The organism is Aquibium oceanicum (assembly GCF_001889605.1).
Lineage (GTDB): Bacteria > Pseudomonadota > Alphaproteobacteria > Rhizobiales > Rhizobiaceae > Aquibium > Aquibium oceanicum.
In genome coordinates, this window is sequence record NZ_CP018171.1 from 3,989,856 (window position 1) to 4,012,866 (window position 23,011).

The window sequence follows — 23,011 nt, forward strand, 5'->3', positions numbered from 1 at the left end:
ACCTCTTGCCGGTCCAGATGAGGAGCGCGGGCGGATCCACCTGACTCATGGGGCGGCCGGCCGCGGGAGGAGATCATGGCGGAACTATCGAGCGGTACGCCTCCGCGGGCGGCCGGACTGCCGCAAATCCGCGAACTGAGCGTCGCAGACATCCGCGCCGCGTTGATGCACGGCCTGTCCGATTTCGCTCACGCGCCGCTGTACGGACTCTTCTTTGGCGGCGTCTTCGCACTGGCGGGGATCGTCATCGTTCTCGCCATGACGTGGTGGAACATCCCGTGGATGATCTATCCCTTCGCTATCGGATTTCCGCTCATCGGCCCCTTCGCGGCCGCCGGTCTCTACGAGGTGAGCCGGCGCCTCGAAGAAGGCAGGCCGCTCGCCTGGAAAGAAGTCCTGTCCGTCGTCTGGGCGCAGCGGGGGCGCGAACTGTCGTGGATGGCGTTCGTGATGCTCTTCGTCTTCTGGATCTGGATGTATCAGGTCAGGCTGCTCATTGCCCTCTTTCTCGGCCGCATGTCCTTCTCGACGCTCGAAAAATTCATGACGATCGTCCTCACGACCGAGCAGGGATGGGTGTTCCTCGCAGTCGGGCACGTCGTCGGTGCGGCCATCGCCCTGGTACTCTTTTCGATCACCGTGGTGTCGATCCCTCTCCTGATGGATCGGGAGATCGATTTCGTCACCGCGATGATCACCAGCGTGAGGACCGTACTGACGAGCCCGGTTCCCATGATCGGGTGGGGTCTCGTGGTCACCCTCGCGGTCCTGCTTGCCTGTGCGCCCTTCTTCCTCGGCTTGCTGATCGTGCTGCCGGTACTCGGCCATGCGACCTGGCACCTTTACCGGCGGGCCGTGCTGCCGGCGGCGTGAGAAAGGTTAGCGGGGCTTCCACCGGACCGGCAGGTTGAGAATTCCACGGAACGCCCAGCCGCCGATCCGCACCTGTGCGCCTTCCTCGATCTGAAGCCCGCGAAGCCGGCCGAACAGCTTCGGCAGCGCAACCTCGGCCACCATGCAGCGTGAGGCCCATGCACCGGCGCAGAAATGCGGACCGGCGCCGAAGGCGATCGACTTGGATGTGGCGCGCGACACGTCGAACCGGTCAGGATCGATAAAATGCGCTTCGTCGCGGTTGGCGGAGCCGAACATGAAGAAGACGCGGTCCTCCGGCTCGAAGGTGATGTCGCCGTAGCGATGCCGGACTGCGACACGGCGCGGCGACATGCCGATCGGGGCAAGCCATCGGCAATATTCGTCGAAGACCTGCATCCAGCTCGCCTCGCCCGCCTCCACCCTCGCCCGCTCCGACGGATGGGTCAGCAGCGCCCAGACCGCACCTGCAATGGCATCGCGCGGTTCGTTCTGGCCACCGCTGATGGCGAGCTTCACGTTCGCGCGCACGCTCTCCATCGGCATCCCGCCGTCCAGCATGACGCTGAGCAGGCTCGCATTCGGGGCGGCACGCACGACCGGCACCATGTCGTCGATCGCCGAGTCTATGCCCGACGTCGCCGAGTGGCAGCGCGCCTCGACCGCCGGATCGCCGGCGTAGTTGGCGATACCGTCGATCATCGCCTGCGACCAGGCATCCATGTCCTGGGATCGCATGTTGACGAGCCCGGTCAGCGACTTCAGGCATTCGGCGGAGAACCGCAGTGCGAAATCCTTGACGAGGTCCGCCCCGGCCCGCGGATCCAGTTCGTCGAGGACCGTATCCGCATGCGCCTCGAACGTCTGTTTCCAGACGTCGCGCACGGTCTTCGGCGACACCGACGGAAAGATCGCGCGGCGCTCGGACAGATGCGCGTCGCCATCCTTGCGCATCATGTTGTGGCCCATTAGCCGGTTCATCAGACCGCCCGGCTGGTGCGAGGAGAAGACGGCGACATTCTTCTCGCAGACGAAGATGTCGTCTCGCCGCGAAAACAGCGTGGCGCCGAGTTGCGGCACGAACGCTATCGGCGCGCTTTCGCGCATCCGTGCAAGGTCAGGATAGGGATTGCGCCAGAAGGCGGCCGGATCGATTTCGTAGCGCGGCGCGTCCGACATGGTCTCCTCCCGGTCGCCAGATCACCAGCACCGGGAGACGAACGCAAGGACGGAGTTCGCTCGCGGTCAGAGGGGCCAGAAGAAGAGGATGGCAGGAACCGAGACGGCGATGATGATGGCCTCCAGCGGCAGGCCCATGCGCCAGTAGTCGCCGAAGCGGTAGCCGCCCGGGCCCATGATGATGGTGTTGTTCTTGTGGCCGATCGGCGTGAGGAAGGCGCAGGAGGCAGCGACCGCCACGCCCATCAGGAACGGATCGGGCGACACCTCGATCGAATTCGCCACGCCGACCGCGATGGGAGCCGCGATCAGCGCGGTCGCCACGTTGTTGAGGAAGTCGGACAGCGTCATGGTAACGATCATCAGGACGGCGAGGATCGCCCAGGCCGGCAGGAAAGAGGTCTGCGCGACGATTGCGTTCGCAATTAGCGCGGTACCGCCCGAATCCTCAAGCGCCAATCCGATGGGGATCAGCGAGGCGAGCAGCACGATCACCGGCCATTCGACGGAATCGTAGACTTCCCGCGGCCCCACGATGTTGAAGATCGCGTAGAAACCGACTGCCGCCGCAAGCCCGATCGCCAGCGGCACGAAGCCGATTACCGCAGCCGCGATCGCAGCCACGAAGATGCCGATGGCGAGCAGCGCCTTGCCGCGCTGGATGACGGTGTGGCTGCGCTCGGCGAGCGGCAGCACGCCCATCCACTCGGCGGCCTGAGAGACGCGGCTGGCGGGGCCGATGAGCAGCAGCACATCGCCCGGCCTGATCTGCACGCCGCGCACCCGCTCCCGGAAGCGCTTGCCCTGGCGCGAAATGCCGAGCAGCGATACGCCCTGACGGGTGAGAAGCCGCATGCCGTCGGCTGTGCGCCCGACTGCGCGGGCACCGTCCGGCACGATCGTCTCCACGAGCGACAGCGATTTGCTCGTCAGGCCCTCATCCTTGTTTTCCGACGCGATCTCGAGCTTGGCAGCGCCGATGAAGGCTTCGATGGCCTTGGGATCGCCTTCCAGCACCAGCCGGTCGCTCTCGCGAATCTCGTCGCTGAGCGCGAAGCCCGGCAGCCGCCTGCCGTTCCTGACCAGCCCGAGGATCGTCACGTCCTGCTCACCCGCCATATCGACCATGTCGCGCGGCGTTTTGCCGATCCATTCCGATTCCTCGGGAACATCGGCTTCCGCGACGAAAATGCCGCCCGTGCCTTCCACGATCGGGGTCGCCTTCTGCGCATGCTGGGGGATGAAGCGCCATCCCACCGTCGCCACGAAGGCGATACCGGCCACCGCGCAGATGAGGCCGACTGGCGAGAAGTCGAACATGGAGAAGGGTTCTCCGAAGGCCCGGTCCCGGTACTGCGCGATGACGATGTTCGGCGGCGTGCCGATCAGCGTGATCATGCCGCCGAGGATGGTGGCGAAGGACAGCGGCATGAGCGACAGGGAGACCGGTCGCTCGGCCTTGCGTGCCGTCTCAAGGTCGAGGTTCATGAGGATGACGAGGGCGGCGACGTTGTTGATGATGGCCGAGAGGGCAGCACCGACGACGGCCATTATGCCGATATGGGCCGACAGCGAGCGGCCCTTGTCCACCACGTATTGCGCGATGAACTCGACTGCTCCCGAATTCATCATCGCCCGCGAGACGATCAGCACGAGCGCGATGATGACGACTGCCTCGTGCCCGAACCCGACGAAAGCCTCTTCCGGCGGAATCACCCCTGCCGCGACTCCGATGACGAGTGCGCCGAACGCGACCAGATCGTAGCGGACGCGGCCCCACACCAGCATCGCGAAGACTGCACCGAGCAGCCCGAACAGGAACATCTGCTCGAATGTCATGCGATGGATTTCCCCCGAATTGCCCCGCCTAACGCCAACACCCGGCGCGGGTTCCGACCCTGTCCTGCGGCAGACTGATCAGATGCAGCGCCCGCCGTCCACCTCCAGCGCGATGCCGGTGATGAATTCGGCCTCGTCGGAGGCGAGCCACAGCGCGGCGTTGGCGACGTCGAGCGGTGTCGAGAGCCGGCCGAGCGGGATCGATGCCCGGAACTGCGCGCGCTTCTCCGGCGTGTCCTCGCCCATGAACTGCGCCAGCATTCCGGTTTCTCCTGCGACGGGGCACAGGCAGTTCACACGGATCTTCTGCGGTGCGAGTTCCACCGCCATCGACTTCGTCGCGGTGATCGCCCAGCCCTTGGAGGCGTTGTACCAGACGAGGCCGGGACGCGGCCGCAACCCCGCTGTGGAGGCCGTGGTTATGATCGACCCGCCGCCCTGCTCCTTCATGATCGGCACGACGGCCAGAGCGGTCAGATAGATCGCCTTCATGTTGACGGAGCCGATCAGGTCGAAGGTCGGCTCGTCGACGGTGAGCATGTCCTGGTTGCGGTGGGTGAAGCCGGCGTTGTTGACCATGATGTCGATGCGCCCGAACCGCTCCATGGCGGCGGCGACCATCGCGTCGATGTCGGCCTTGATGGAGACGTCGGCGGTCACGGGAAGTGCCGCCTCGCCGATCTCCGCCGCGACGCGCTCCGCGCCCTTGGAATTCAGGTCGGCGACGACGACCCTGGCACCCTCCTCGGCAAACCGCTTCGCCATGCCTTCGCCGAAACCCGACGCGCCGCCGGTGATGACGGCGACCTTGTCTTTCAGACGCACCTGTCGATTCCTCCCCTTGCGATGTCTTCCGTTAGTCGACCACCGGCCCGAATCTCTAGAGATCTTCAGGCTTCAAGCCCGTGTGTCGAGCGATGCGCCCGAGCATCCTTGGACCTATCTCCTCGCGATCGTGGAATGCGAAGACGTAGTTGGGCCAGCCATCCCTTGCGAGTACGCGATGTGATCCAACCTGGCGCTTGACCGCCCATCCTATGCGCTCGAGAGAGGCCAGCACGCGCCGGGCTCGGGTTGATCGCCACTGGCTCATGCCGCAACGACGAAAAGCTCTCCAACCTCAGGCACCGTCTCGCCATGTTCGATGCGGTCGGCCAACGTCCTTAATGCGAGGACCTCGACTTTGCCGCGCGCCTCTTCCCGGCTCGAGCCGTAAGCCATGACGCCGGGCAGGCTCGCAATCTCGGCGATCCAGCGACCATCTTCTTCCCGTTCGAACTCGATTCGCAGCATGCGGTCGTTCCAATCACTCAGCCGGCGCCGATGTCGGCCTTATCTCTACCAGCAAGCACCGGCGATTGACCAGCATCGGGGCACCACGCCCTTCCCTCAGATCGAGGTTCAATGCGTCTGCGGCTCACCCGTGGTTGAACACGATCGTCTTGGTCGCGCTCATGTCGTAGAGTGCCTCGAAGCCCTTTTCGCGGCCATGGCCGGACTTCTTGAATCCGCCGAAGGGCAGTTCGATACCGCCCCCGGCGCCGTAGCCGTTGACGAAGACTTGGCCAGCGCGCACGCGCTTGGCGACACGGTGCTGGCGTGCGCCGTCGCGCGTCCAAACGCCGGCGACCAGCCCGAATTCCGTGCCGTTGGCGATCCGGACCGCGTCCACCTCGTCCTCGAACGGGGTGACGGCCAGGACCGGACCGAACACCTCTTCCTGCGCGATCGCCTTTGCCGGGTCGACCGAGCCGAAAAGCGCGGGCGCGAAATAGTAGCCTCCGGAGGGAGCGTCGGCGCTGACGGAGCCGCGCGCCAGCACTTCGACACTGGCCTCCTCGGCCGCCGCGACCAGGCCGGTGACCCGCTCCTTCTGCTTCGGATTGATCAGCGCGCCGAGATCGAGGTCGGCATCGTGCGGTCCGGCGACGAGCTTCGCGAAGCGTTCGGCCAGGCCGGTGGCGACCTTCTCGTAGATCTCCCGCTGGACCAGCACGCGGCTGCCGGCCGAGCAGGTCTGTCCGCCGTTCTGGATGATCGCGTTGACGAGCACCGGCATCGCGGCGTCGAGATCGGCGTCGGCGAAGACGATCTGCGGCGACTTTCCGCCCAGTTCCATCGTCACGCCGCGGTTGTTGATCGCCGCCGCCTGCTGGATCGCGGTTCCCGTCATCGGCGAGCCGGTGAAGGTCACGTAGTCGACCAGCGGGTGGGCGGAAAGCGCGGCGCCCGCGTCGCGCCCGTAGCCGGTGATCACGTTGAAGACGCCTTCCGGAATGCCGGCTTCCAGGGCCAGTTCAGCGATGCGGATTGCGGTGAGCGAAGCGTCCTCCGCCGGCTTCACCACGAGCGTGTTGCCCATGGCGAGTGCGGCGCCGGCGACGCGCGCGAGGATCTGGAGCGGGTAGTTCCAGGGGATGATGCCCGCCACCACGCCGTGCGGCTCGCGAAGCGTCAGCGCGGTGTAGCCGTCCAGGAAGGGGATCGTGTCGCCGTGGATCTTGTCGCCCGCTCCACCGTAGAACTCGTAGTAGCGCATGGTGGCGGTCACGTCCGCCCTGCCCTGCCGGATCGGCTTGCCAGTGTCGCGCGATTCCAGCGCGGCCAGTTCATCGCCGTTCTTTTCCACCAGATGAAAGAGCCGGGTGAGGCAGCGGCCGCGTTCGACCGCGGGCGTGCGGCTCCAGGCGCCGTCGTCGAAGGCCTTGCGCGCGGAACGGACCGCGCGGTCGACGTCTTCCGCGCCGCTCGCGGGAATGGAGGCGAACACCTTGCCGTCCGAGGGCGACATCACGTCGATGCGCTTGCCGGATGCCGCTTCGACCTGCCGGCCGTCGATGAGGTTCATGAAGGCCAGGCCCTCCGCCACCGTGCGCGAGAAATGCGTGCCCATCGAAGCCACTCCAATTGCTTTCCATGATCGCCGCTCTATGCTGCACCGCAGCAGCGGGTGTCGTCACGGCAAGGTGAAACCCGCGCCGTCCGCACCTGTCAAGTCCGGCGCGGCGGCGCTGGCGGACTGGCATTCCTAAATCGATTAGATTATAGCGGCCGTGACGAACCCCTCCCGAAAGCGGAGCCATGACGAGCCAGATCATCCCCGTCGAGCCATTCGACTTCATCGCCTTCGGCGGAACCGGCGACCTTGCCGAGCGCAAGCTGCTGCCTGCGCTCTACCAGCGACAGATCGCCGGGCAGTTCACGGAGCCGACGCGCATCATCGGCGCCTCGCGTTCCAGGCTGAGCAACAAGGAGTACCGCGAGTTCGCCAAAAAGGCGATCACCGAGCACGTGCCGGAGAAGGACATCCACGCCGACGAACTCGAACGGTTCCTGGCGAGGCTTTCCTACGTCTCCGTCGATGCTCTCTCCGGCAACGGCTTCGATGCGCTGCGCAAGGCGCTTGGCGAGAGCGAGCGCATCCGCGTCTATTACCTCGCGGTCGCGCCCGCGATATTCGGCGACATCTGCCTGAAGCTGAAGGATCACGGGCTCGTCACCGAACAGGCGCGGGTCGTCGTGGAAAAGCCGATCGGCCGGAACCTAGCCTCCGCGCAGGCTCTGAACGACCAGATCGGCCAGGTCTTCGCCGAGCACCAGATCTTCCGCATCGACCACTATCTCGGCAAGGAGACGGTGCAGAACCTGATGGCCCTGCGCTTCGCCAATGCCCTCTACGAGCCTTTGTGGAACTCCGCCCACATCGACCACGTGCAGATCACCGTGGCCGAGACCGTCGGGCTCGAGGATCGGGTCAGTTACTACGACAAGGCCGGCGCGCTGCGCGACATGGTGCAGAACCATATCCTCCAGCTCCTCTGTCTCGTCGCCATGGAGGCACCGTCCAACATGGATGCCGACGCGGTGCGCGACGAGAAGCTGAAGGTGCTGCGCTCGCTGAGCCGCATCAACGGCAACGAAGCCAGCAAGCTGACCGTGCGCGGCCAGTACAAGGCCGGCGCATCGGCCGGCGGCGCGGTGAAAGGCTACGCGGAAGAGCTGCAGAGCGGCGCCAGTCCCACGGAAACCTTCGTCGCGATCAAGGCCGAGATCGCCAACTGGCGCTGGGCCGGCGTACCGTTCTACCTGCGCACCGGGAAGCGCCTCGCAACCAAGGCTTCCGAGATCGTCATCGAGTTCAAGCCGATCCCGCATTCGATCTTCGGCGATCACGCGGGCATGGTCTATGCGAACCAGCTCGTGATCCGGCTGCAGCCGGACGAAGGTGTGAAGCAGTGGATCATGATCAAGGATCCAGGGCCGGGTGGCATGCGGCTGCGGCACGTTCCGCTGGACATGAGCTTCGCCCAGTCCTTCGCGGTGCGGAACCCCGACGCCTATGAACGGCTTGTGATGGATGTAGTGCGCGGAAACCAGACGCTGTTCATGCGCCGCGACGAGGTCGAGGCCGCCTGGCGGTGGATCGATCCCATCCACGAGGCGTGGGAGGATTCCGGACAGAGCCCGAACGGCTACACCGCCGGCACATGGGGTCCTTCCGGATCGATCGCGCTGATCGAGAGGGACGGGAGAACCTGGCACGATCCGCAATAGGATAGGAGCGTTCTTGTTGAACTGGAAGGAATTCGATTCGCCCGAGGCACTGGCGCAGGCGCAGGCCGATCAGGTCGCCGAGTGGCTGGCCGGGGCCATCGCCGAGAAGGACGTCGCATCGCTTGCCGTTTCGGGCGGAAAGACGCCTGCGCGGTTCTTCGAGGTCCTTTCGACGCGCCTTCTCGACTGGTCGAAGGTCACCGTCACGCTGGTCGACGAACGCTTCGTGCCGCCTTCGTCCGACCGGTCGAACGAGAAGCTGACGCGGGAACACCTGCTGCGCAATGAGGCAGCCAACGCCCATTTCGTCCCTCTCTATTCCGAGGTGGACACGCCGGAAGCCGCGGCAGAAAAGGCGGAATACCGCTTGGTGGAAGTACCCTTTCCACTGGACGTCGCGATCCTGGGAATGGGCACCAATGGCCATACCGCGTCCTTCTTCCCTGACGCCGAAAGTCTTTCCGGCCTTCTGGATCCGAAATCGCCGCAGACCATAATGGCCGTCCATGCCGCGAGCGCCGAGGAACCGCGTCTCACGCTGACCCTGCCGCGCATCGTCGAAGCGCGCCACCTCCTGCTGCACATCGAAGGCGACGGCAAGCGGGACGTCTTCGAGCAGGCGATGGCAGCGGGCACACCCGAGCTTCCGATCCGTTTCGTCATGGATGCCGCCAACAGCGAGCCGTTCGTCTACTGGGCACCGAACAAAGGATAGCCAGCGATGACCGCCAGCAGAGCGATCGAAGCCATCACCGAGCGTATCCGCGAACGCTCGAAACCGCACCGGGAGACCTATCTCGCCCGTATCGAGGAGGCTGCCGGCCAGGGCGTGAACCGGTCGGTTCTCTCCTGCGGCAATCTCGCCCACGGCTTCGCGGCGTGCGGCGCGGGCGACAAGGCCGCCCTATCGGGCGACCGGATCGCCAATGTCGGCATCATCACCTCCTACAACGACATGCTGTCGGCACATCAGCCGTTCGAGAACTTCCCAGCGCTGATCAAACAGGCCGCCAAAGAGGCGGGCGGCGTCGCGCAGGTCGCCGGGGGCGTGCCGGCCATGTGCGACGGTGTCACGCAGGGCCAGCCGGGCATGGAACTGTCGCTGTTCTCGCGCGACGTCATCGCAATGGCGACGGCGGTCGGGCTGACACACAACATGTTCGACGCCGCCGTCTATCTCGGCGTCTGCGACAAGATCGTGCCTGGACTTATGATCGGCGCGCTGACCTTCGGCCACCTGCCAGCGGTGTTCATCCCGGCCGGCCCCATGACGTCCGGCTTGCCCAACGACGAAAAAGCGAAGACGCGCCAGCTCTACGCCGAAGGAAAGATCGGCCGCCCCGAGCTGCTCGAGGCGGAATCGAAGTCTTACCACGGCCCCGGTACCTGCACCTTCTACGGCACCGCGAACTCCAACCAGATGCTGATGGAGATCATGGGCCTTCACACGCCCGGCGCCTCCTTCGTCAATCCCGGCACGCCGCTCCGCGACGCGCTGACGAAGGAAGCGGCCAGGCGCGCGCTGGAGATCACGGCCCTCGGCAACGACTACCGTCCAGTCGGCCGCATGATCGACGAGCGTTCATTCGTCAACGGCGTGGTCGGGCTGCACGCCACCGGCGGATCGACGAACCACACGATCCACCTGATCGCCATGGCCGCCGCCGCCGGCATCGCGCTGACCTGGCAGGACATCTCCGACATCTCCGACCACGTGCCGCTCCTGGCGCGCGTCTATCCCAACGGCCTTGCCGACGTGAACCATTTCCATGCCGCCGGCGGTCTCGGTTTCCTGATCCGCGAACTGCTCGATGCGGGCATCCTGCACGAGGACGTCGAGACTATCTGGGGCCACGGCCTGCGGCCCTATGCCGTCGAGGCGAAGCTCGCGCCGGACGGCAGCGTCCACCGCGATCCCGCGCCGGAAACGAGCGGGGACGAGAAAGTGCTGGTGCCGTTCCCGAAGGCGTTCCAGCCAACCGGCGGGCTGAAGGTGCTGCAAGGCAACATGGGCCACGCCATCATCAAGACCTCGGCCGTGAAGCCCGAACGTCGCGTCATCGAGGCGCCTGCCATCGTTTTCGACAGCCAGGAAGGCCTCAACGCCGCCTTCAAGGCGGGGGAACTCGACCGGGACTTCGTCGCGATCGTGCGGTTTCAGGGGCCGAAGGCCAACGGCATGCCGGAACTGCACCAGCTGACGACCGTGTTGGGCGTGCTTCAGGACAGGGGCTACAAGGTGGCGCTCGTCACCGACGGCCGCATGTCGGGCGCCAGCGGCAAAGTGCCGGCGGCGATCCACGTTACGCCGGAAGCGGTCGAGGGCGGGGTCATCGGGAAGATCCAGAACGGCGACGTGGTGCGCGTCGATGGCGAAGCGGGCACTCTACAGGTCCTGGTCGATGACGCGGAAATCTCCGCCCGTCCCGCACCCCTCCCCGATCTGACGGCAAATGGCTACGGCTTCGGACGCGAACTTTTCGCAGGCTTCCGCGCGCTCGCATCGCGTGCCGACCAGGGTGCCGGCGCGTTCGGCCAGGCGGCCTGAACCATCGGCCGCTCGGCGCCTGGGCGATGCTGCGGCCCGGAAACCTCGTTGACGGAATAGCGGTTTCGGGCCTACTACCCCGCGCCATGGAAAAGATCGCGCTTCCGCTTCTGTTCTCCGCCCTGCTCCTGTCGGCATGCGCCGCCGGGTCGCCCTATCGCGTGGAAGCGCGCGACCCGGGTGCGGCCGGCCAGGAACAGGACATCAACACGCTGTTGCGGCAGGTCAAGCGCGAGCGCCAGGTCAACGACACCCGCAGCGGCATGTAATCGGACCGATCCGGACGCAGGGTAGATTTCAGTAGGTGGTGCGGCGTTCCTCGCTCGGCGGCCGGCCGAACTGGATGCGGTAACTCTGCGCGAAATAGGAATGCGACGTGAAGCCCGTCGCGATGGCCACGTCCAGGATCGGCATGTTGGTCTGCCGCAGCAGTTCGCGGGCCCGCTCCAGTCTGAGCCGCATGTAGTAGCGTCCGGGCGTCATGTTGAGATGGCGCAGGAACAGCCGCTCCACCTGCCGCACAGACAGGCCGGCCGATTTGGCGAGTTGCACGGCCGAGAACGGCTCGTCGAGACTGTCGGCCATCAGCGCGACAATCTTCTTCAGTTTCTCGGACTTGCCGGTGAGATCGCGCTCGGGACCGACCCTCTGGCGGTCGGTGGTGCCGCGAATGCGCTCGTGGTGGAACTGGTTGGCAACCTCGTTGGCGACGTTTGCGCCGAAATCGGCGCGCACGATCTCCAGCATAAGGTCGATCGACGTCGTCCCGCCGGCGCAGGTGTAGCGCTTGCGGTCGATCTCGTAGACGTTGCCCGTGCATTCGATATCTGGAAACCGCTCCTGGAACCCGGCGCGGTTCTCCCAGTGGATGGTGCAGCGGTAGCCTTCGAGTTGTCCCGCCTCGGCGAGCAGGTGCGAGCCGACCGACAGCGCGCCCAGCGCCCCGCCGCGGCGGCCCCACGACCGCAACGCACCCAGGACCTTGCTCTTGCCGGGGAATTCGAGCGCGAGGCCGACGCAGACGAACAGGATATCGGCCGGAGGCATGTCCGCGACCGCGTAGTCGACCTTCAGAGGCAATCCGTTCGATGCCATGACAGACTCGCCGTCTGCCGAGATCGTCTTCCAGGCATAGTAGTCGCGGCCGACCAGCCTGTTGGCCGACCGGAACGTGTCGATCGCCGCCGACAGGGAGAACATCGAAAACTTGTCGACCAGCAGGAAGGCGAACTGTCGGACAGGCGGGACGGTATCGGACATGGATGTCGTTTCTACAGGAAGTGGCGCGCACGGCAAAGGATGCCGCGCGATGCCCTCGGGTTCAGAAACGCGGCGGCTCCTTGCCGGCCCTGCGGCAGGCCGATACCAGCGTGTTCGCCATCAGCATGGCGATGGTCATGGGACCGACACCGCCCGGCACCGGCGTGATGGCACCCGCGACCTTCTCGGCCTCAGCGAATTCCACGTCGCCGACGAGCCGCGACTTGCCCTCTCCGCGCTCGGGCGCGTCGATCCGATTGATCCCGACGTCGATGACGGTGGCGCCAGGCTTGACCCAGTCGCCCTTGACCATCTCCGGCCGGCCGACCGCGGCAACGAGAATGTCCGCTGTCCGGCATAGCCCAGGCAGGTCCTTGGTGCGGCTGTGCGCGATCGTCACGGTACAGTTTGCGGCAAGCAGCAGGTTGGCCATCGGCTTGCCGACGATGTTGGACCGTCCGACAACGACGGCGCTCAAACCCGACAGGTCGCGGCCCCGCACCCGCTCCACGAGCAGCATCGAGCCGGCCGGAGTACAAGGTACGAAGGCGGTGGACGTTTCGCCGGTGCCGAGCTTGCCGACGTTGATGAAGTGGAACCCGTCGACATCCTTGTCGGGCGAGATCGTCTGGATGACGCGGCCCGAATCGATGTGGCCGGGCAGCGGGAGTTGCACGAGGATGCCGTGTATCGCCGGGTCCTCGTTGAGCGTGCCGATCAGCGCCAGCAGGTCGGTTTCGGAGGTGTCTTCCGCCAAGGTGTGCTTGACGGAGTGGAAGCCGCACTCCTTGGCCTTGCGCGACTTGGAATTGACGTAGACCTGGCTCGCCGGATCCTCGCCGACGATGACGACGGCAATTCCCGGCGTGACACCGGTTTCGGCGATGAGCTTGTCCGCTTCCTCCTTGACCGAAGCCAGGACCTCTTCGGCGACCTTCTTTCCGTCGATCACGTCCGCCATGCGAAACTCCCCGTACTCGCTTTGAATGCGGGGAGCCTTATCCGACATTTCGTCCCGCGATAAGCGCGACAATGCGCCGTCCGGTGCCGTAAACCCGAAAGGCTTTTCGGACTTAGAGGAAGCGCCGGCGTCCCCTGTTCTCGGCCAGTTCGCGCAGCGCCTCGCGGAATTCGCGCAGGCTTTCGCGTATCTCGTTGATGGCGGTGCTGTCGGCGCTTGCCGCCTGCCTGCCTTCTGCCTGATGAGCGGTCGTTTCCCGCTGGGCCGGTACCTCCTCGAGCGAGGGACGCGGATACTGCGCCTGGTTGTAGCCGCCCTGTGCGTATGGAGCGGGGCCGAACCCCTGCCGCGGATCGGCGCCGGGATATCCGTAGCCGCCCGGAGCGCCCTGCGGGGCGGGCTGCCAGTACGGACCCGCCACCGGCTGCTGGCCGTATCCCATAGGCATGGGCGGATAGGCGCCCTGACCCGGATAACCGCCCGGACCCCTGTTGTCGGCATAGGGAGAGTGTTGAGGCCCCTGCTGCGGATAGGACTGGAACGGAGCCTGCCCGTATGCCGGCGCCGCCCCATAGGGCGCGTACTGGCGTCCGGGATGGTCCGGCTGCTCTCCGCCATGCCCGAAAGCGTCCGGGCCATACTGACGCTGGTCGTGCCAGGCGGGTCCAGGCTGCTGATGGCCCGGCGCGTAGCCGCTCTGCGCGGATGGATGCTCGGCCTGCTGGGGGGCGGCCCAGGGGTTCTGTGGTTTCGTGTGGTACATGTCTGCCTCCTCGGCGGTGCTGGCCGATTCACCGGCCTGGTTTTCCTCGTACGCTTCACTCGGCATTCCGGTACTCTGGTAGGCGCCGACGCTCGCTTCGCCAATCCTATGCGAGTCCGGCTGCGGCGCGGTTGAACCCGACCATTCTTCGTGATCGGGCACGGGCGTCGCCGTGGCGGCCTGTCGCCGCAGCGGCTGGGGCGTGGACACGTCGCCCCCGCGCGCTCTCGGCGAACGGCCCTGCGAATACATGTCGTCCCGCAAGCTCTCGAACGTGCCGCGCCCGATGCCGAACAGCACACCGAGCCCGAGCCCGAGGAATGCGCCGAAGATGGTCATCGAGGCGCGCGACATGCTCGAAGGCTGCAGCGGCGGCGTCGCCGCCGAAATGACGCTGATGTTCGCGGTATTCATGCCCTTCTGCTCGCCGGTCTCGCGTGCCCTCAGGAGAAAGGCCTCGTATACCGCGCGCTTGGCCGAGGCCTCGCGTTCGAGCTCGCGCAAGGTGACCAGTTCGCCGCTGAGATTGGCCTGCCGTGCTTTCAGCTGGGCAAGCCGGGAGGCGAGTTCCTGTTCGAGCTGCACCGCGCGGCGAAGCTCCACCTGGATGGAGGACGCGACGAGCCGGAGCTCCTGCTCGATGCGCTGCCGCGCCGCCCCGACCTGCTCCTCGATGGCGACCCGCTCGGGATGCCGCGGCCCGAGCCGCGCGGAGATGCGATCGGCATCCTGGCGCAGCAGCGAATACTGCGTGCGCATCTCGGTCAGCACCGGCGAACTCATCTGCTCCGGCAGATTGCCGGCAAGCACGGCGTCGACCGTCAGATCGCGCGTGGAATCCGCACGAGCCTGAAGCTCCAGCGTCCTCGCCCGGGCGATAGCCAGCTGGTCGTTGAGTTTGACGATCTCGTCGTCGGTGATGAGACGGCCCTGGGCATCGACGATGTCGTTCTCGGACTTGAACGCTTCGACCTTCCGTTCGGCCTCCTCGACGCTCCGGCGCAGTTCGGCGAGGCGCTGCGTCAGTTCGTCGGACGCGCGGCCGACAGTGCGGGACTGGATCGCGCCGTATTCGTCAAGGAACACTTCCGTCAGGGTATTGGCGATCAGCGCGGATTTGTCCGGCGATTCGGTCTGCACATAGATCTCGACCACAAAGGTCCTGCCACCGCGCTGCACGTCCATCGACTTGGCGAGCGTTTCGACGGCCAGCGCCTTGCGGCGGATCGAAGGATCTGTGGTGTCTCCGCCCGAGAAGAGGATTTTCCGGATGTCGGGAATGTAGCGCCCGATCGTGCTCTCCTTGGTCCCGTTGAATTCCGGATCGTTAGCCAGTCCCAACCGGTCGACGACGGTGCTCAGCACGGAGCCGGAGGTCAGCACGCGCACCTGGTTCTCAACGATCGCCAGCGTGGCTTCGGTCGACAGACCTCCGCCCCCGGTGACCTCGTTGCCGACGATCTGGAGCTCGCGCGGATCGACAAGAAGCTCGGAGCCGGCGGTGTACTTCTTCGGTGTGGAGATCGCCAGCAAGGCGGCAAGGACCGCCCCTGCGATCGCCGCCCCCACGATCAGGTAGCGCGACTTCCACACGCCATTCATGACCTTGACGGGATCGATCAGCGGTCGCCATTCGCGATCGCCGTCGGACGCGGAGTTCGGCGCACGCTCGTAGCGCTCGCGGTCTTGCGCCTCGAAACCGGTTTCCTGCCGGTGGCCGTGCCAGACGGGGGGAGCCGCGCTTGCAGCCGCGCGGGACGGACCCCGCGGCTTCTCCGCTTCATCGGCGCGCTGCTCGTCATTGCCGAAGATGTCGCGGAGTTCCCGTTCCTGCTCCCGGAATGGCTCGTCGTCCGGTTCGGTCCTCTCCGGCTCCTTCGACAAGGCATCAAGGAGCGGGCTCCTGGCCGCCTCGCGGCGGGATCGGGCGAGACGGTGTCGCTCCGCCGCATAGCTCTTCCAGTCGACCGGTTCGGCTTCCCGGCTTTCCGGCCGAGCCGAATCCCCGCGTTCCCCCGAGCGTGCGCTCACGAGACTGAGGAGCGAGCCCTTTCTCGCTGGCAGGTCGCGGCTTTCTGATTCCGACATGTTCCGCAGGTTCTTCAACGCTGTGACGCGACGACCGGGTCTGGGCGCCATTCGTTAAGCCACGCTAAAGAGACGTGGAAAACAAATGGTTAATGAGCGTTAGCGATCGGTTGAAATTCGACCGCCTCGCCGAACGGGCCGTTAATGTTTCCCCGGTAGCTTGCCTTCAACCGAACGATCATCGCTAGGACCCCGCTGATGACATGGGTGGGCGGGCTTCCGCGCACGAACAGAATGAACCGCATGGTGGATTTCGCGCTCGCGAGGTCGGCCGTGCTGCGCGACTATGCCGCCGCGATCACGGGAACAGCCGGCCGTCTCGTCTTCTCGCTGTTTTATTTCGTCGCGCTGGCCAATTCGCTTACCATCGCCGAGTTCGGCCTGTTCGCCACTGCCTCGGCGGCGGGCGTGATGCTGTCGCGCATCCTGGGATTCGGCTTCATTTCGCCTCTTTACCGCATAGCGACCGTGAAGCCCTTGCTGCTCGGCGTCTTCACCGGCGGCTTCATTCTGATGTCGCTGCTGTCGCTGCCCGTGCTGGCGGCGGCGAGCTGGATCACCTACGCCATCTTCTTCTCCGGCCAGATGGCCCTGACATCTTTCGCGCTGGTGATCGTCGCCGAAACGCTCTTCTGGCGTCCGATCGAAGTGACGCTCATCGTCAACAACGGCATGAACCGGTTTGGCCGAGCCGCCACGCTGGCGATCCTGGCGACGTTCCTTCGAGCGGTGGCCGCGGTGGTGTTTTCTTTCTCGGCGGCACCGGGGCTGAACGAATGGCTGCTGTTCTATCTCGGGGCCAACGCTGTGGCGCTGCTGGTCGCCGCTATCTTCTTCTATCCCCGCCGCCGCATCCGGTTCCGGATGAACCTCTATTTCCGCAGGCTGCCCGACGCGATCTACGTGGCGGCGGCTGATGTGGTGTTCTACCTCCAGATGGAGCTGGACAAGCTCCTCGTGCTGGCCATCGGCGGCCCGCAACTGGCCGGCATCTACGCCATCATCATGCGCCTGGTGGACCTGACGGCAATCCCGATCCGCACGTTCACGATGATGCTCATCCAGAAGATGATGCGCGCCCGCGACATGCTCGGCAGCCTCAAGATACGGCTGGGAATCGAGGCCGGCGTGTTCGTGATTTCCACACTAGGTCTTCTCGGACTGGCGGGGCTTCTCTACTTCTTCCCCAACCTGCTCGGCCGCAACGTCGCGGAGGCCGCTCCGTTGCTCATCCTGGTGCTCTGCGTTCCGGGCCTGCGCAATCTCGTCGAATACCAGGCCGAACTCCTGTTCGCGCGCGGCCAGACCTTCTTGCGATCGCTCAATCTGACCCTTCTGGCCGGAATGAAGGGTCTGTTTCTGGCTTCGCTGCTCTTCTGGTCGCGCGACACGAGCCAGATGCTCGTCATGCTGAACCTGGCGTTCCTCGCGCTTTACCTCGCCTCCGCCGCGCTGACGTACTCGGCGATGAGACTGCCAGCAAAGCGCTTCTGACGGCATTGGAAGCCGCGCCCACCGCCGTCAGGCGATGGCGGTACCTCTCGTGACTATGGCTGAAACTGAAGACCTAATGAAGCGTCAGTAAGCTTCGGCAACCAGCCGCCTCACGCGGCCGATGTCCATCCCGATGAAGGACTGGAGCCCGATCGCGACCTGGTGCGGCGACATGCCGTCGACGAAGGCGCGAAAATTCTCGTCGGAGAGCGCCGGCCCCCGCCAGTAGATCCGGCAGAGTTCGTCCTGCGTCGTAAAATGGCCGCGACCCTGCAGGACTTCGTCCGCGTAACGGCCGTAGATCATGCATTCGGAGAATTTGCGGGCCGAGCCGATGGCTTCCACCCAATGGCGGCCGCTCATCTGCTCGATCCTCTCGCACATGCCGATGATGGCGTCCCGGCGCCAGGCGATCAGGGTCGCGATGTAGTCGTGCGGGGAGAATGCGGGCGCCTCGATGCCGAGGATTTGGCCCGCATGACGGGACCATTGGTTCTGCTCGCTGTCCAGATCGTCCGGGACGGCGTTTTCGCGGCGGAACAGCCTCAGGTCGCCGTCGCGCCAGAAGACCGAACAGTCGAAGTCCTTGAGGATGACGACGTCGGAATCGCAGTAGACGAGGCCGTCCTCCTGCGCGTGCATGGCTATTCCGATCCGCCGAAGCTGCTGCACGTGCCAGCCGCGGAGCGGCATGGTGCGCGTGCTGAGCCAGATCCGGCGTCGGAAAAGACTGGTGGGGTCCTTGAACGAGCGCAGCCAGCGCGGCAGCAGATCCCGCTCGTCGATCACGGTCCGCTTCGACGATTCGAGCTGCCGGAACAGCGTCACGTCCGAATGTTCCACGAGGATGTAGTGTCTGGAAAAGCCGGAGACGTGGCGGTCGATGGATTCGCAGAGCAGCTTGCAGCGTTCGAAGTCCGGCGCATAACTCGCCGTCACGATGGAGGAACTCCCGACGGACTTGATGTCCTCGGTCGCAGCCGATGGGCGGACGATCATGTTCACCGCCCCCTCACCGCCCGAGCAGCCTTTGCCGCACGATCCTGACAAGGAAGACTGGGTTCCCGATCATGTAGCGCCGCCAGAGGCGGGACGGCTCGAGGATCAACCGGAAGAGCCATTCGAGGCGGAACCGCCTGATCCAGCCTGGCGCACGCGGCACCGCTCCACTCATGAAATCCAGCAAGGCGCCGACCGCGAAAGCCAGCGTGCAGTGCTGATCCGTCAGGTGACGGTCGATCCACAATTCCTGTCGGGGCACGCCCATGGCGACCAGCAGGACGTCGGGGCGCAGTTGCCTCAACCGTTCGAGGATACCGCTCTCTTCACTGTCGGAGAAGAAGCCGTCGCTTACGACCACGATCTCGTGTTGCGGCAACATCTGCCGGAGCTTTTCAGCCGCGGCTTCGACGTTGCCGCGCGAAGCGCCAAGCAGACCGACCTTTGCCGGCGTGGCCAGCGCCTTGAGGAAAGCCGGGACGAAATCGGTGCCGTTGAGATTGGCGGGGAAGTTGGCCCCGTAGAGCATGCGTGATGCCATGTCGACGCCGACGCCATCCGGCAGCACCATGAAATCCCGCATCGCCGCGGCGTAGTGCGGATCGGCGGACGCTGAATTGGCGGCATGGGCATTGAGAAACCCGATCTTGGTGAACCGTCGCTCCCTGATGCGGCGTTCCAGCACGTCGATCGCCTCGCCCCAGGAAAAGGGGGCGACATCGACACCGAGGATGTTGCGCTTCTGCTGCGGCTCAGCAATCGGGGAGCCGAGGCGCTGGACACTTTGGATTGTCATGCCGCGGCCTTTCCGCGGGAAGAGCCGAGCTTTGACAGCCCGATCGCGATTTTCTCGTCCAGCGCCCTCAACTGGGCTTCGTGGAACTGGCGCCCATCCACGTCGGGTATGCGCTCCGACGCGGCTTCCGCGAGCGCCGCCGCGAAGTCGGATGGGTCGTCCACGACCCGGCAGTTGGCGGGAAGATAGCTGATGCCGCGCAGCGAGCGCGAGGTGGCAACGCAGGGCAGGCCGAGTTCGAACGCCTCGATCGTCTTCAGCTGGACGCCAGTGCCGGCCTGTGCGATCAGCGGCAGCACGGCGGCGCCACGCACGAACGCCTTCGCGTCCTCCACCCGCCCGACGAATTCGACGCCCTGAGGGGCCTTCAGTCCCGCCGGAATGTGTCCAGCCACCTGGGTCCGGAAGTTTCTCGGAAGCCATGGAGTCACTTCGCGCAAGAACCACTCCAGCCCGATGCGGTTCGGCTGCCAGCTCCATGTCCCGATCAGGGCGGCATCACAACTTATCTCGCGGCTTTCCCGCATGTCCTCCACGAACGGCCGGGTCACCAGCGGCAGCGCCGCCGACTGGTCGTCTCTTGCAACCCCGAGGGCCGCCCGGTCTTCCTCAGCCAGCGTGAAGGTGAAGCAGGAGCGATGACAGAGCCGTGCCTCGATCTGCCTCAGCAGACGTGCCTCGCGCATGAAGAGGATGCGCTGCACGATGTCCTGCACCGCTTCCGCATTCTCGGCGGCCGAGCGGTGCTCGACATTGTGGGCGACGAAGATCGACGGCTTATCGGAAAACATGGTCTCGAAGGCGCCCACCAGCTGCACGCCATTGATGACGTATGCATCGAACGGTCCAATGCGCTCGAGTGCGGTCCGGACCTCGCGTTCGTTCGTCGCCCGCAGCTTGGCCGAGGCGAAGGTCACACCGGACATCAGCGCTTCCGCCAGCCATTTCGCCTTCTGCAGCGCCGGCGCACCTTCCGTGCGAACGTTGATCTCTCCGAGCGAGACGGTGTTCTCGGGATCGGACGGCGGCCTGCCGGGCCAGGAATAGCCGAGGATGGTGACGCGCGCGCCGGCACGGCGCAGGGCCGCAATGATCGCCGCGCTGGCAATCTCGTATCCGGTCGCGGGTTCCCCGTCGGGGACGAGCGAAGTGACGAAGATAAGATGCATGTCGGTTACCTGATGTCTTCCGATAGCGCTACGCCGTGAAATCTTGCTTAAGCCACGCAATCGCCGTGCCGCCGGAACCGGATTTGGGGCCTTATCCACCGGCTTCCTCGTTCATTGCTTAACCATGTCTTAACAGGGGATGCGCTTTATGGAGCCAAGCGCAGCCAGGTGCCTCGATGCCGCCAATCCCAAGCTCCGAGAACATAACGGTCGTAGCCCGCTCCCCCGGGCTTTCGGACGAATCCGTCGAGATCGCGGTCACCCTGCCGACCTACAAGCGCCCGGAGCAGCTTCTCGCCACGATCGAATCCGTGATGGCACAGTCCACGGCACGGAAGTTCGCGCTCGTGGTGATGGAAAATGACGCAGAACGGCACGCCGGAGCCGATGCAGTCGCCCCGCTGTTCGAAAACGGAACAGTGCGGGGCATCCTCATCATCGCCCACGAGCGCGGCAACTGCTGCGCCTACAATGCCGGCTGGACGACTGCGCTTTCGGAATTTCCCAATCTCCGCTACGTGCAGGTGATCGACGACGACGAGATCGCCAGCCCGGACTGGCTCGAGCGGATGTGCGCGACGGCCGAAAGCCTGGACGCCGACATCGTCGGCGGGCCGCAGGTTCCCGAATTCGCACGCCCGGACAGCGACCACTGGCGCGACCATCCCGTCTTCTCGCCACCCTATCGCGACACGAGGCGAGTCGAGGCCCTCTATTCCTCGGGGAACCTCCTCGTCTCGAAACGGGTGCTGGACGCGATGCCGCGCCCCTTCCTCGATACTCTGTTCAATTTCATGGGCGGCGGCGATTCCGACTTCCTGAGCCGCGCCGCCGCAAAGGGGTTCCGCCTGGGCTGGTGCGCGGAAGCGCCGGTGGTCGAAACGATTCCCGCCAGGCGACTCGAAAACGACTGGATCCGCTCGCGCTCGCTCCGCAACGGCGTGATCTCGACACTGGTGGAAAAGAGAAAGCGCGCCGGCAGCCCCTTCGGCTCTCTGCGTGTGGCGGCGAAGAGCCTCGCCCTGCTGGCGGCCTCACCGCTCCGGGCTTTCGCGAGCCTTTTACGCACCGGTTCGATGTCGGCGGCGCTCTATCCCGTCCACGTGGCGCTCGGCAGGGTACTGGCCGAGTTCGGCTATGCGAATGAACAATACCGTCACGCTGAAAAGAACTGACGCGGCGGCGATCGCCTCGCGGATTTCGCGGCGCACCGTGGAGACGGTGATCGCCACCGTCCTGTTCTCGATCATCATGATCTCCTTCCGACCGTTCGATCCCGCAGGTCCGGAAACGGCGGGTGGCGACATCGTCAACCAGATCGGCTTCAGCGCGCTCGGCGGCGCGGCCGTCTTCAGCCTCTTCGCCTTCGTGGACCGGCGCGTACTGACATCCCTCGTCAGCCCCTGGTGGCTGCTGATGATGGCCTTCTTCATGCTATCGGTGCTGAACGCAACGGATCCCATGGGGGCTTTCCGCACCGCCATGTTCACCTTCATCGGCATCATCACCGTCGCCGCGGTGTTGACGGTCCCGCGAGATGCCGACTCGTTCTCGACCGTCCTGGGCGTAGCGGGAATACTGGTCGTAGTGCTCTGCTACGTCGGCCTCTTCCTCTATCCGGGCATCGCCATCCACACCTCGGCATCCGCAGAACCGCAGCATGCCGGGCTGTGGCGTGGCCTGTTCTCGCACAAGAACGTGGCCGGCCCGGTGATGGCCGGCCTCTCCTTCGCCGGCTTGTATCTCTTCCGCCGCGGGCGGCGCTGGGCCGGTGCCATCCTGTTTGCCACCGCGCTTTTCTTCCTGACGCATACGGGCTCGAAGACGACGGCAGGTATCGTACCTCTGGCAATCGTCATGGTGATGGGTCCGAGCCTCTTCGGGATGCGCAAGCTCGTCCCGGTCATCTTCGCGATCGCGTTGATCCTGTCCGCCGTGGCCACCGTCGGCATCGTGATCTCGCGCCCGCTGTGGGACCTGTCGCAGCAACTCTCGCCGGGCCTGACCTACACGGGCCGCACCGCGTTGTGGAGCTTTTCGCTCGACATGCTGGCGAACCGTCCATGGTTCGGGTACGGCTACGAGAGCTTCTGGGGAACGCCGTTCCTGCTCAACCAGGACCAGCCGTTCGACCGCAGTTGGGACATCCGCAACATCGTCCACGGCCACAACGGCTATCTGGATATCGCCGTTCTCATGGGCCTGCCTGCGCTCGTCGTCGCGGTCATGACGTTCCTTGTGGTGCCGATGGTGGATTTCCTGCGCGTCAGCCACCGCCGCGAGAACGTGTTCCTCGCCGACCTGTTCATGATGATCCTGATCTTCACCTCGCTGAACGCGTTCCTCGAGAGTTTCTTCTTCCGGAGGGCAGACCCCGTCTGGCTGTTCCTCGTGCTGGCGACGTTCGGCCTCCGCTACGTGGCGCGGTTCCCGGTGCAGCCGAAGGTTCCCGACTGACGCCGTTGCGCTGGCTTCGCTTCGGGTGCTA

The 23,011-nt window shown here is 65.2% G+C and carries 20 protein-coding genes; 8 read left to right on the plus strand and 12 right to left on the minus strand.

What is annotated here, in order from left to right; all coding sequences use genetic code 11:
- Positions 1 to 75 precede the first annotated feature (75 nt).
- Positions 76 to 873, plus strand: coding sequence for a DUF2189 domain-containing protein (locus BSQ44_RS19505; RefSeq protein WP_072606783.1), 798 nt, complete (start codon positions 76 to 78; stop codon positions 871 to 873).
- Between the two features lie 6 nt (positions 874 to 879).
- Here the strand turns inward: BSQ44_RS19505 and BSQ44_RS19510 are convergent, their stop codons facing one another.
- From BSQ44_RS19510 to BSQ44_RS19535, 6 genes are all read right to left on the minus strand, one after another.
- Complete coding sequence (locus BSQ44_RS19510) at positions 880 to 2,052, minus strand: cytochrome P450 (RefSeq protein WP_072606784.1); 1,173 nt, start codon at positions 2,050 to 2,052, stop codon at positions 880 to 882.
- Positions 2,053 to 2,118: 66 nt separating this feature from the next.
- A complete protein-coding gene (locus BSQ44_RS19515) occupies positions 2,119 to 3,891 on the minus strand; it encodes an SLC13 family permease (RefSeq protein WP_072606785.1) in 1,773 nt (590 codons plus the stop codon).
- 78 nt (positions 3,892 to 3,969) lie between these two features.
- Entirely contained in the window at positions 3,970 to 4,716 is a 747-nt protein-coding gene (locus tag BSQ44_RS19520; RefSeq protein ID WP_072606786.1) for an SDR family oxidoreductase, read from the minus strand.
- Between the two features lie 55 nt (positions 4,717 to 4,771).
- Complete coding sequence (locus BSQ44_RS27795; RefSeq protein WP_072606787.1) at positions 4,772 to 4,984, minus strand: type II toxin-antitoxin system HicA family toxin; 213 nt, start codon at positions 4,982 to 4,984, stop codon at positions 4,772 to 4,774.
- Positions 4,981 to 5,184 (minus strand): type II toxin-antitoxin system HicB family antitoxin, encoded by a 204-nt coding sequence (locus BSQ44_RS19530; protein ID WP_072606788.1) that lies wholly within the window; start codon positions 5,182 to 5,184, stop codon positions 4,981 to 4,983. The genes BSQ44_RS27795 and BSQ44_RS19530 overlap by 4 nt, the downstream gene beginning before the upstream one ends.
- A 124-nt stretch (positions 5,185 to 5,308) precedes the next feature.
- Positions 5,309 to 6,784 (minus strand): aldehyde dehydrogenase family protein, encoded by a 1,476-nt coding sequence (locus BSQ44_RS19535; RefSeq protein ID WP_072606789.1) that lies wholly within the window; start codon positions 6,782 to 6,784, stop codon positions 5,309 to 5,311.
- A gap of 188 nt (positions 6,785 to 6,972) precedes the next feature.
- Here BSQ44_RS19535 and zwf point away from each other — a divergent pair, with 188 nt between their 5' ends.
- The 4 genes from zwf to BSQ44_RS19555 are packed head-to-tail and all read left to right on the plus strand — an operon-like array spanning position 6,973 to position 11,262.
- On the plus strand, positions 6,973 to 8,445 hold the full coding sequence (gene zwf / locus BSQ44_RS19540) for a glucose-6-phosphate dehydrogenase (RefSeq protein ID WP_072606790.1): 1,473 nt from the start codon (positions 6,973 to 6,975) through the stop codon (positions 8,443 to 8,445).
- Positions 8,446 to 8,461: 16 nt separating this feature from the next.
- Positions 8,462 to 9,160 carry a 6-phosphogluconolactonase gene (pgl, locus tag BSQ44_RS19545; RefSeq protein ID WP_235633270.1) on the plus strand — a complete coding sequence of 233 codons (699 nt, stop codon included), beginning with the start codon at positions 8,462 to 8,464 and terminating at the stop codon, positions 9,158 to 9,160.
- Between the two features lie 6 nt (positions 9,161 to 9,166).
- Entirely contained in the window at positions 9,167 to 10,993 is a 1,827-nt protein-coding gene (gene edd, locus BSQ44_RS19550; protein ID WP_072606792.1) for a phosphogluconate dehydratase, read from the plus strand.
- Between the two features lie 26 nt (positions 10,994 to 11,019).
- Complete coding sequence (locus BSQ44_RS19555) at positions 11,020 to 11,262, plus strand: hypothetical protein (RefSeq protein WP_157894637.1); 243 nt, start codon at positions 11,020 to 11,022, stop codon at positions 11,260 to 11,262.
- A gap of 28 nt (positions 11,263 to 11,290) precedes the next feature.
- Here the strand turns inward: BSQ44_RS19555 and BSQ44_RS19560 are convergent, their stop codons facing one another.
- The 3 genes from BSQ44_RS19560 to BSQ44_RS19570 all read right to left on the minus strand — a co-directional run bounded on the left by BSQ44_RS19560 (position 11,291) and on the right by BSQ44_RS19570 (position 16,065).
- Complete coding sequence (locus BSQ44_RS19560) at positions 11,291 to 12,253, minus strand: GlxA family transcriptional regulator (RefSeq protein WP_114580002.1); 963 nt, start codon at positions 12,251 to 12,253, stop codon at positions 11,291 to 11,293.
- A gap of 61 nt (positions 12,254 to 12,314) precedes the next feature.
- Positions 12,315 to 13,214 (minus strand): bifunctional methylenetetrahydrofolate dehydrogenase/methenyltetrahydrofolate cyclohydrolase FolD, encoded by a 900-nt coding sequence (gene folD / locus BSQ44_RS19565; protein ID WP_072606795.1) that lies wholly within the window; start codon positions 13,212 to 13,214, stop codon positions 12,315 to 12,317.
- Between the two features lie 112 nt (positions 13,215 to 13,326).
- The gene (locus tag BSQ44_RS19570) at positions 13,327 to 16,065 is read right to left on the minus strand and encodes a GumC family protein (protein WP_072608169.1); all 2,739 of its coding nucleotides are present in this window, start codon (positions 16,063 to 16,065) and stop codon (positions 13,327 to 13,329) included.
- Between the two features lie 198 nt (positions 16,066 to 16,263).
- Between BSQ44_RS19570 and BSQ44_RS19575 the strand changes: the two genes are divergently transcribed.
- A complete protein-coding gene (locus BSQ44_RS19575; protein ID WP_072606796.1) occupies positions 16,264 to 17,559 on the plus strand; it encodes a lipopolysaccharide biosynthesis protein in 1,296 nt (431 codons plus the stop codon).
- 84 nt (positions 17,560 to 17,643) lie between these two features.
- On the opposite strand, the gene BSQ44_RS19580 is transcribed toward BSQ44_RS19575, so the two are convergent.
- From BSQ44_RS19580 to BSQ44_RS19590, 3 genes are read right to left on the minus strand one after another with little or no spacing between them, the layout of a single operon-like run.
- Positions 17,644 to 18,558 carry a DUF6492 family protein gene (locus BSQ44_RS19580; RefSeq protein ID WP_072606797.1) on the minus strand — a complete coding sequence of 305 codons (915 nt, stop codon included), beginning with the start codon at positions 18,556 to 18,558 and terminating at the stop codon, positions 17,644 to 17,646.
- Positions 18,559 to 18,571: 13 nt separating this feature from the next.
- A complete protein-coding gene (locus tag BSQ44_RS19585) occupies positions 18,572 to 19,354 on the minus strand; it encodes a WecB/TagA/CpsF family glycosyltransferase (RefSeq protein WP_072606798.1) in 783 nt (260 codons plus the stop codon).
- Positions 19,351 to 20,523, minus strand: coding sequence for a glycosyltransferase (locus BSQ44_RS19590; protein ID WP_072606799.1), 1,173 nt, complete (start codon positions 20,521 to 20,523; stop codon positions 19,351 to 19,353). The genes BSQ44_RS19585 and BSQ44_RS19590 overlap by 4 nt, the downstream gene beginning before the upstream one ends.
- 176 nt (positions 20,524 to 20,699) lie before the next feature.
- Here BSQ44_RS19590 and BSQ44_RS19595 point away from each other — a divergent pair, with 176 nt between their 5' ends.
- Both BSQ44_RS19595 and BSQ44_RS19600 read left to right on the plus strand, forming a co-directional pair.
- Positions 20,700 to 21,698, plus strand: a complete 999-nt coding sequence (locus BSQ44_RS19595; protein ID WP_072606800.1) for a glycosyltransferase family 2 protein — start codon at positions 20,700 to 20,702, stop codon at positions 21,696 to 21,698.
- A complete protein-coding gene (locus BSQ44_RS19600) occupies positions 21,667 to 22,980 on the plus strand; it encodes an O-antigen ligase family protein (RefSeq protein ID WP_072606801.1) in 1,314 nt (437 codons plus the stop codon). The genes BSQ44_RS19595 and BSQ44_RS19600 overlap by 32 nt, the downstream gene beginning before the upstream one ends.
- Positions 22,981 to 23,011: the final 31 nt, after the last annotated feature.